This window comes from Deltaproteobacteria bacterium, assembly GCA_016223005.1.
In the GTDB taxonomy this organism is placed as follows: Bacteria; Desulfobacterota; GWC2-55-46; order UBA9637; family GWC2-42-11; genus JACRPW01.
This window is the reverse complement of sequence record JACRPW010000071.1, coordinates 1-7,915: the sequence shown is the minus strand read 5'-3', so window position 1 is coordinate 7,915 and position 7,915 is coordinate 1. Positions and strand designations below refer to the sequence as shown.

Annotated in this window: 11 protein-coding genes; 9 read left to right on the top strand and 2 right to left on the bottom strand. The window is 39.4% G+C overall.

Annotated features, from left to right (window positions below; genetic code table 11):
• Positions 1–108: 108 nt before the first annotated feature.
• On the bottom strand, positions 109–813 hold the full coding sequence (locus tag HZC45_07670; protein MBI5683025.1) for a hypothetical protein: 705 nt from the start codon (positions 811–813) through the stop codon (positions 109–111).
• Positions 810–1,394 carry a response regulator gene (locus tag HZC45_07665; GenBank protein ID MBI5683024.1) on the bottom strand — a complete coding sequence of 195 codons (585 nt, stop codon included), beginning with the start codon at positions 1,392–1,394 and terminating at the stop codon, positions 810–812. Before HZC45_07665 ends, HZC45_07670 begins: the two co-directional genes overlap by 4 nt.
• 329 nt (positions 1,395–1,723) lie before the next feature.
• Between HZC45_07665 and HZC45_07660 the strand changes: the two genes are divergently transcribed.
• The 9 genes from HZC45_07660 to HZC45_07620 form a co-directional block, all read left to right on the top strand.
• Entirely contained in the window at positions 1,724–2,311 is a 588-nt protein-coding gene (locus HZC45_07660) for a NapC/NirT family cytochrome c (GenBank protein MBI5683023.1), read from the top strand.
• Between the two features lie 302 nt (positions 2,312–2,613).
• Positions 2,614–2,847 (top strand): hypothetical protein, encoded by a 234-nt coding sequence (locus tag HZC45_07655; GenBank protein MBI5683022.1) that lies wholly within the window; start codon positions 2,614–2,616, stop codon positions 2,845–2,847.
• Positions 2,834–3,319 carry a DUF721 domain-containing protein gene (locus HZC45_07650; protein MBI5683021.1) on the top strand — a complete coding sequence of 162 codons (486 nt, stop codon included), beginning with the start codon at positions 2,834–2,836 and terminating at the stop codon, positions 3,317–3,319. Before HZC45_07655 ends, HZC45_07650 begins: the two co-directional genes overlap by 14 nt.
• 2 nt (positions 3,320–3,321) lie before the next feature.
• Positions 3,322–3,666 (top strand): ribosome silencing factor, encoded by a 345-nt coding sequence (gene rsfS / locus HZC45_07645; GenBank protein MBI5683020.1) that lies wholly within the window; start codon positions 3,322–3,324, stop codon positions 3,664–3,666.
• 104 nt (positions 3,667–3,770) lie between these two features.
• Positions 3,771–4,430: a hypothetical protein gene (locus tag HZC45_07640; protein MBI5683019.1), complete on the top strand. Its 660-nt coding sequence runs from the start codon at positions 3,771–3,773 to the stop codon at positions 4,428–4,430.
• The gene (locus tag HZC45_07635) at positions 4,360–5,058 is read left to right on the top strand and encodes a tetratricopeptide repeat protein (GenBank protein ID MBI5683018.1); all 699 of its coding nucleotides are present in this window, start codon (positions 4,360–4,362) and stop codon (positions 5,056–5,058) included. The genes HZC45_07640 and HZC45_07635 overlap by 71 nt, the downstream gene beginning before the upstream one ends.
• Positions 5,059–5,066: 8 nt before the next feature.
• A complete protein-coding gene (locus tag HZC45_07630) occupies positions 5,067–6,608 on the top strand; it encodes a 2,3-bisphosphoglycerate-independent phosphoglycerate mutase (GenBank protein ID MBI5683017.1) in 1,542 nt (513 codons plus the stop codon).
• Between the two features lie 58 nt (positions 6,609–6,666).
• The gene (locus HZC45_07625) at positions 6,667–7,524 is read left to right on the top strand and encodes a sulfide/dihydroorotate dehydrogenase-like FAD/NAD-binding protein (GenBank protein MBI5683016.1); all 858 of its coding nucleotides are present in this window, start codon (positions 6,667–6,669) and stop codon (positions 7,522–7,524) included.
• A 168-nt stretch (positions 7,525–7,692) separates the two neighbouring features.
• Positions 7,693–7,915, top strand: a 223-nt coding sequence (locus tag HZC45_07620; protein ID MBI5683015.1) for a dihydropyrimidine dehydrogenase, incomplete at its 3' end; no start/stop codon positions are given.

Below are 7,915 nucleotides of genomic sequence, written 5' to 3'. Positions count from 1 at the left end.
CAAAACTGAAAATCCAGTATTTTCAAGGCTAAAGCCTTGAGTTACGGTTGTAACTCAAACCTTTAGGTTTGAATCTTGCACAAGTTTTACTCATGGTATGCCCATTTATCAATCAATCAAATCAAAAAATCTATTGAAAATGATTTCCCCATAAGTATTTAGTTTTTTTATAAACATCGGTGTTTCTTCTATTATCTTTTTAGCATCAATATAATCCTTCACGGATTTTAATTCCTCATTATTAACATCTATCCATTCCTTTACCATATCCCCTGTTACCTCAAGATGAAACTGGAGGCTGTAAACATTCTTTCCTGCCTTTATTATCTGGTTCGGAAACAGGTCGGATGATGCAAGGCATCTGCAGCCGTCTGGTATATCAAATGTATCACCGTGCCATTGAAACACTGTCCAGTCATCAGGCAGACCTTTAAAGAGTTCATCCATTTTGCCATCATTCGTCAAACTTATCTTATACCAGCCTATCTCTTTTTTCTTGCCTTTATAAACATCTGCACCTGCTGCCTTTGCAATGAGTTGCGCGCCCAGACATATCCCCAGCATCGGAATCTCTTTTATTAAGCCGTTTTTTAAGAGCCTTATCTCATCATCTATAAATGGATATTTTTGAGATTCATACACACCCATTGGTCCGCCCATGATGATAATGGCTGAATAGTCATCCGTAGTTTTCGGAAGACTATCTTTTGATGTATTTACAAAATCAGGCAAAAAGCCTCTTTTGAGAAGGATGTCTTCAATAGTTCCAAGCCCTTCGTGTTCAACATGCTGGATTACAAGAATGGGTTTCAATTCTTTTTCCCTTCAAACGCAGATATGATCGCAAGGGCAACCTCTCTCATAGACTGCCTCCTGTCCATGCTTGTCTTTTGTATAAAGGTGAAGGTCTCTTTTTCAGAAAGTCCTTCCTTTTTCATAAGTATCCCCTTTGCCCGCTCAATTATCTTTCTCGCCTCCAGCGCCTCTTTTAAATCCTGATTCTCTTTCATGACCGTATTAAACTCTTTAAACCTTGCAATGGCAAGTTCTATGGCAGGCATAAGTTCTTCTTCTCGGACAGGTTTTATAAGTAAGGCAAATATACCTGCATCCATTGCCCTTTTGATTGTCTCTTCATCCCTTTTGCCAGTAAGGAGTATAACAGGCACAGGATTTAAGTTCTTTATCAGATTTACAGCATCTATGCCGTCCATACCCGGCATAGAAACATCCATGAATACAACATCAGGCGTCTTGTCCTGCATTAGTTTAACAGCATCTATGCCTGATGCGCCTTCACCTATAACACTGCATCCGATGTCCGTTAAGAGACCCTTTAATACAAACCTTTGGTCAGGCTTATCATCTATGATTATGACACTTCTTCCCAGCATACAGATATTATGACAGCAATTATAGTGCCAAAAGGCTAACAGTCTATTTTATTGGACAAATTTGAGGGTGGCTATTTTTTTGTGATTTTATATTCATCAGAGGTGCATAAAAATTGGGCAGACGACAAGTTGACTTTTTATGCTGTATCATAGGACGGTAAAGGGGGTGGTTGTCCTATCTACACATCTCTGTTCTGTCTACAAAAAAGCCTTGACATGATTTTATTACTGATATATAAGGGGGGGCAATAAATTTAAATATATATTTCTCACACAACCTGTCTAAAGGGTTATCTTCGCGGTGCTGAAATTTTACTTAGGAGGCATTGATGGCATTCCAAGAACATCCCGGACTTTGGGGAACCCTGACTAAACCCAGCGCAAAATATTCCCTGCTGGCACTGCTGGTAGTAGGCTTCTTCTCCGGCATCATCTTCTGGGGCGGTTTCAACACCGCAATGGAAGCGACCAACACGTTAGAGTTCTGCATTTCCTGCCACGAGATGCGTGACACGGTTTATCAGGAATACAAGGAGACTGTTCACTACTCTAACCGTACCGGTGTACGGGCGGTGTGCTCGGATTGCCATGTTCCCAAGGACTGGGTGCACAAAATAGCCCGCAAGACCCTGTCGGCATTCGAGCTCTATGGCAAGATCACGGGCACCATAGATACTCCTGAGAAATTTGAGGCAAAACGGCTGTCGCTCGCCAAACTCGAGTGGAAGCGGATGAAGGGCTCGGACTCGCGAGAATGCCGCAACTGCCATAGTTTTAAGGGCATGAATGTCGAGAAACAGAAACAGCGTGCGGTCAAGCCGCACGAACTGGCACAGCGCGACAAACAGACCTGCATTGACTGCCACAAGGGTATTGCGCATCACAAGCCCAAGGGCATGGAAGAAGACAACAAGTAATTACAAGTGGCAAGGACACCTGTCCCCTTTACTCTTGCCATAATACTCACATCCTTTCTACCGCTTTATTTTCCATGCATGCCGAGCGCGGAACAGCTCTTCAAATCTTCATATCCCAAATCACTGTGCCTAAAAGTCCGACAATGCCTGTATAAAAAGTATAGCACCTATCAATTCAGCGGCAAACATCCTTGACAGTTAAATTGTAGGTCGGGGTTTTTAAACGATATTATGTATTGACAAACAGATTTATGAATTGTTATCTTTAAAAAAGAAGTGATAAGGAGAAAGGGTTGTTTTATATTACTATTCTTGCCATTGCCGCATTTGCACTTAACCTTCCATTCGGATATCTAAGGGCAGCATCAAACAAATTTTCCATTAAATGGTTTTTGTACATACATTTGCCAATACCGTTTATTATCGCTATTAGATGGGCTATGGGTGTGGATTACAGGGTTATCCCGCTGGTTGTAATTGGTGCTGTTGCAGGTCAATATTTAGGCGGCAGGTTAAATAAAAATGGGAAGCCGTAAGACAAGAGAAAGACTTAAAAACCCTATTGATATAAAGTCTGTCCTTAGGAGTTCATTTAAAAATCTGGGCATTGAGGGCAGGATAAATGAAGTTGGGATAATTGGCGTATGGGACAAGGTGGTAGGTCATAGTATCTCAAGGTCAACAATGCCTGCAAAGATAGTAGGGAAAACCCTTTATGTTGCAGTTGCAGATTCAGTATGGATGGAGGAACTTAAATATCATAAAAAAGATATAATAAATAATGTGAATAAACACCTTGAGAGAGACATTATATCTGATGTAATATTCAGGATAGGATATATTGATAAACCTCTCCATATTAAACAACAGGTAAAGATAACAAAGCCATGTTTGACTTATGAAGAAAAAAAGGCAATTGAAGAATTGACCGCTCCATTAAAGAATGAAGAACTTAAAAATATCATATCAGGGATTATTGCAAAACAAAAGGGTAGCCTGAACAAATAGGTATGGATTCTAAGGAAAAGGCTCTATATATAGCAAGTCTTGCTGCAGAGAGAAAGGCTCTGGGGATTATCATACTAGATGTAAAAGGGCTGTCATCCATTGCTGATTATATTGTTATATGTCACGGCACATCAGACAGACAGGTGCAGGCAATTGCAGAGTTTGTAGAACAGGGATTAAAAAAGAAGAGGCTCGTTCCCATTGGCACCGAAGGCATTGCTAGCGGCAGATGGGCGCTGTTAGACTATGGAGATATTATACTCCATATCTTCTTTGAACCTGTAAGAGATTTTTATGACTTGGAAGGACTCTGGGCAGAGGCGCCGCAATTATACATAACGACATAAATAAAGCCGCACCTGCCTGTGCCAGCACGGCAGACAGGTACAGAGCATCAGAACAACGCAGGTATGCAAAGTTATGACGCCCTGTATAAATATCTGATATGAGTTTGAAGTCAAAATTCCTCCTGCTTATAATTATTCTACCAATCTTTATCTACCTTTATTTATTAAATCCTGAGTCGGTTAAGGTCTATTTTGTTAAGGATAAAGGGATTCTCCTTCCTGTTATCATCCTATCATTTATCTTTTTTATTCTGGGTATGCTCCTTTCTGCTGTAGTTATTGTTTTAAGTGATGTTAAAAATATTATCAATGACTGGAAGGATAGGAGATTAATAAAAAGGGCATCCATCGCTCACAACCTCTATCTTGAGGGAGTTGAAAACATATTAAACGGTAATATGCATAAGGCAATGGTCCTTTTAAATAATTCCCTCGCAAAAGACCCTGGACATACTGATACATATATAAAGATTAGTGAAACATATCTTATGGATAATAGACTAAATGAGGCAGAGGATATACTTAAAAAGGGTCTTTTGGCAAACTCGTTAAATTCTGAAATACTCCTTAAACTTGTTGAGTGTTATTTAACTTTAGATAAAAGAGACACGGCTTATAATCTGCTTGGTGATTATCTTAAAAAGGAACCAAAGGGTCTTCATGCCATGAAGATATTAAGGGATATGCGTATAGATGCAGGGTGCCCTTTCTCCGCAGGAATTCCTAACTGCATATGCACAAAAAAATGGTATAGACAGGTTTAAAAAGGAAGTTAATCTTCTTAATGGTATAAGATATGAAACAGCAAAGGTATTTTATAATGAGGGAATCTTTGATAAAACACTGGAGCAGATTGAGAAGATATTGAATGCTGACGATAGTTTTATACCTGCCTATATTTTAAAGGGGAATGTCTTATATAAGAAGGGCAATGTATCTTCTGCAGTAAAGGTATGGGAAAGGGCATACAGGAGATACCGTAACATAGCATTGTTTCTGCAGATTGAAGGACTATATATCAAAGAGTCGCTTCCTTACAGGATTATAAGATTGTATAAAAGAACCATAAACTTTCATCCAGATGATAGGAACTTAATGACATTTCTGGCAAGACTTTATCTAAAACTTGAGATGATAGACGAGGCAATAAAAGAACTTGAAATGCTTTTAAAAGAAGATGAAGGGACAAAATATCAGTATCTTCTCCTTGCAGAATCTTATGCAAGACGGGGACGGTTTGAAGAATCTGCCAAAAGTTATAAAAATGCCCTTGATGCCTCTCATTTTACACCTGTATTTACATGCAGAATTTGTAAGTTTGCAACAGGTGAATGGCTTGACAGGTGCCCTAATTGCAGATTATGGAATACAATGGATGCAGAGGGTTTATAAGGTTTGATATGTCAACAAAACCGCTTATACTGATTATCCTTGACGGATGGGGGATAAATCCCAAAAAAGAAGGGAATGCCTTTTTTTTTGCAGGGCTGTCAAATATTACAACCTTTTTTAAGGAATATCCTTGGACAAAACTTGGGTGTTCAGGTCGTGCAGTAGGTCTTCCGGAAGGACAGATGGGTAATTCAGAGGTGGGGCATCTCACAATCGGAGCAGGCAGGGTAATCTATCAGGAACTGACAAGGATAAATAAGGAAATTGAGACAGGGGGATTTTATAAAAATCCTAAAATTAAACAGGCAATGCAGTGTGTCAAAAAACAAGACAGCAGATTGCATCTCATTGGACTTGTATCAGACGGGGGTGTCCATAGTCATACTGAACATCTGTTTGCCTTGATTGATACGGCGGCTCAGGAAGGGCTTAAAAATGTCTTTATCCATGCCTTTATGGATGGAAGGGATACACCGCCCACAAGCGGAATATCGCATATAAAACACTTGCAGGATTATATAAATGTAAAAGGGGTTGGCAAGATAGCAACGATTACTGGCAGATATTATGCAATGGATAGAGATAACAGATGGCAGAGGGTTGAAAAGGCATACAGGGCAATGAGGTTAGGACAGGGGAGGTATGCAGATGAACCTGTGTCTGCTATGAGCCATGCATATGATAGAAAAGAAACAGATGAGTTTATTCTTCCTACTGTAATAACAAGCAGCGATAAACCTGTTGCAACAATAGATAATGGAGACGGCATAATATTTTTTAATTTCAGGGCAGACAGGGCAAGGGAAATAACAAAGGTATTTACACAGGATGATTTTGCCTTCTTTGACAGGGGCATAAAACCAGAATTGTCAGTGTTTCTATGTCTTACAGAGTATGACTCTGGGTTTAATCTTCCTGTCGCATTCCCATCGCAGAATCTGAAAAATATACTTGGCGAGGTCATAAGTAGTTATGGTTTCAAGCAACTGCGGATTGCGGAAACAGAAAAGTATGCCCATGTAACATTTTTCTTCAACGGCGGTATAGAAAAGCCATTTACAGATGAAGATAGAATCCTTATCCCGTCACCAAAGGATGTGCCGACATACGATAAAAAACCTGAAATGAGCGCCTACCTTATAACAGATGAGGTTTTAAAACATCTGGATAGGGATTATAAATTTATTCTTATAAACTTTGCCAATGGTGATATGGTTGGACATACAGGCATTATGGAGGCTGCGATAAAGGCATGCAGGGCAGTAGATGAATGTCTGGGAAAGATTGTAGCAAAGGCAAGGGATAATGGCTGGATAACAATAATTACATCTGACCACGGCAATGTTGAACAGATGCTAGACTATGAAACAAACGAACCTTTGACTTCCCATACAACCAATCTTGTGCCGTTTGTATTAATTGATGACAGCAAAAAAGGCATTGTCCTTAAGGAAGGCGGACTATCAGATATTTCACCAACCATCCTTGAACTCATGGGGATTGATAAACCTCATGAAATGACAGGGGATTCACTTATAAAATCAAATTGACAATATATGTTGAATTTTAGTATGAGTTACTGCCATTAAACTTAAGGAGTTATACTTTATGTTTGAGATAGTAGAAAAGAAACTTCTTTCCCACACTGTTCATCAAATCAAGGTGCTGGCGCCAAAGATTGCAAAGAAGAGAAAGGCAGGGCAGTTTGTAATCTTGAGGTTAAATGAGCATGGCGAAAGGATACCCCTCACAATAGTTGATTCAGATAATGAAAACGGGACAATAACCCTGATATTTCAGGAGGTGGGTAAAACAACGGCTATGCTTGGGGCATTGGGAAAAGGAGATGCTATCCTTGATGTGGTGGGCCCTTTGGGCAAACCCACCCATATAGAAAATTTTGGCACAGCAGTTTGTGTGGGCGGCGGTATCGGGGCTGCACCTGTTTATCCTATTGCAAAGGCATTGAAAATTTTTGGCAATAAAGTGGTATCAATCATAGGCGCAAGGACAAAAGAACTCCTTATCCTTGAAAACGAGATGAAAAACACCAGTGATGAACTCTATATAACAACAGATGACGGCAGTTACGCACATCATGGTTTTGTAACCCAGATACTTCAAAAGTTAATATATGATAAAGTAAAGATTGATATTGTTATAGGCATAGGACCAATACCAATGATGAGGGCGGTTGCTAATACAACAAAACCATATAATATTCCAACAGTTGTGAGCCTTAACCCAATAATGGTTGACGGCACAGGTATGTGCGGCGCATGCAGGGTTACAATCGGAGGCAAGACTCAGTTTGTCTGTGTTGACGGACCTGAATTTGACGGGCACAAGGTTGATTTTGAGGAACTTATCAGGAGAAACAGGGGCTATCTCAAACAGGAAAAGATTGCAATGGAAGAGTTTACATATCATGAGGGCGAGAGATGTTATGAGAAGAAAAATATTTAACACAATCGCAAATTTCAAAATCCAAATGCCAAAAAGAAATCCAAAGTAAAATCAAAAATTAAATATCAAAAATCAAAATTAAGGAGTTATTTTTATAAATTTTTGAATCTTGATTTGTCATTTTGATTTTTACATTTTGATATTTGACATTTATATTAGGAGACATAGATGGATCCAAAAGAAGTAAAAGAACGAATAAAAATCCCTAAACAGCCGATGCCTGAACAGCCTCCAAAGGAGAGGGTAAGGAATTTTTATGAAGTTCCCTACGGCTATTCAGAAGAGGCTGCAATGCTTGAGGCAAAGAGGTGCATCCAGTGCAAAAATCCATTGTGCGTCGGCGGATGTCCTGTAAATATTGATATACCGTGGTTTATACAACTAATTGCAG

Excerpts from the sequence above, each read along its gene's own strand:
- HZC45_07665 (MBI5683024.1), bottom strand. The coding sequence starts at position 1,394 with ATGCTGGGAAGAAGTGTCATAATCATAGATGATAAGCCTGACCAAAGG.
- HZC45_07660 (MBI5683023.1), top strand. The coding sequence starts at position 1,724 with ATGGCATTCCAAGAACATCCCGGACTTTGGGGAACCCTGACTAAACCC.
- HZC45_07650 (MBI5683021.1), top strand. The coding sequence starts at position 2,834 with ATGGGAAGCCGTAAGACAAGAGAAAGACTTAAAAACCCTATTGATATA.
- rsfS (MBI5683020.1), top strand. The coding sequence starts at position 3,322 with ATGGATTCTAAGGAAAAGGCTCTATATATAGCAAGTCTTGCTGCAGAG.
- HZC45_07635 (MBI5683018.1), top strand. The coding sequence starts at position 4,360 with ATGCAGGGTGCCCTTTCTCCGCAGGAATTCCTAACTGCATATGCACAA.
- HZC45_07630 (MBI5683017.1), top strand. The coding sequence starts at position 5,067 with ATGTCAACAAAACCGCTTATACTGATTATCCTTGACGGATGGGGGATA.
- HZC45_07625 (MBI5683016.1), top strand. The coding sequence starts at position 6,667 with ATGTTTGAGATAGTAGAAAAGAAACTTCTTTCCCACACTGTTCATCAA.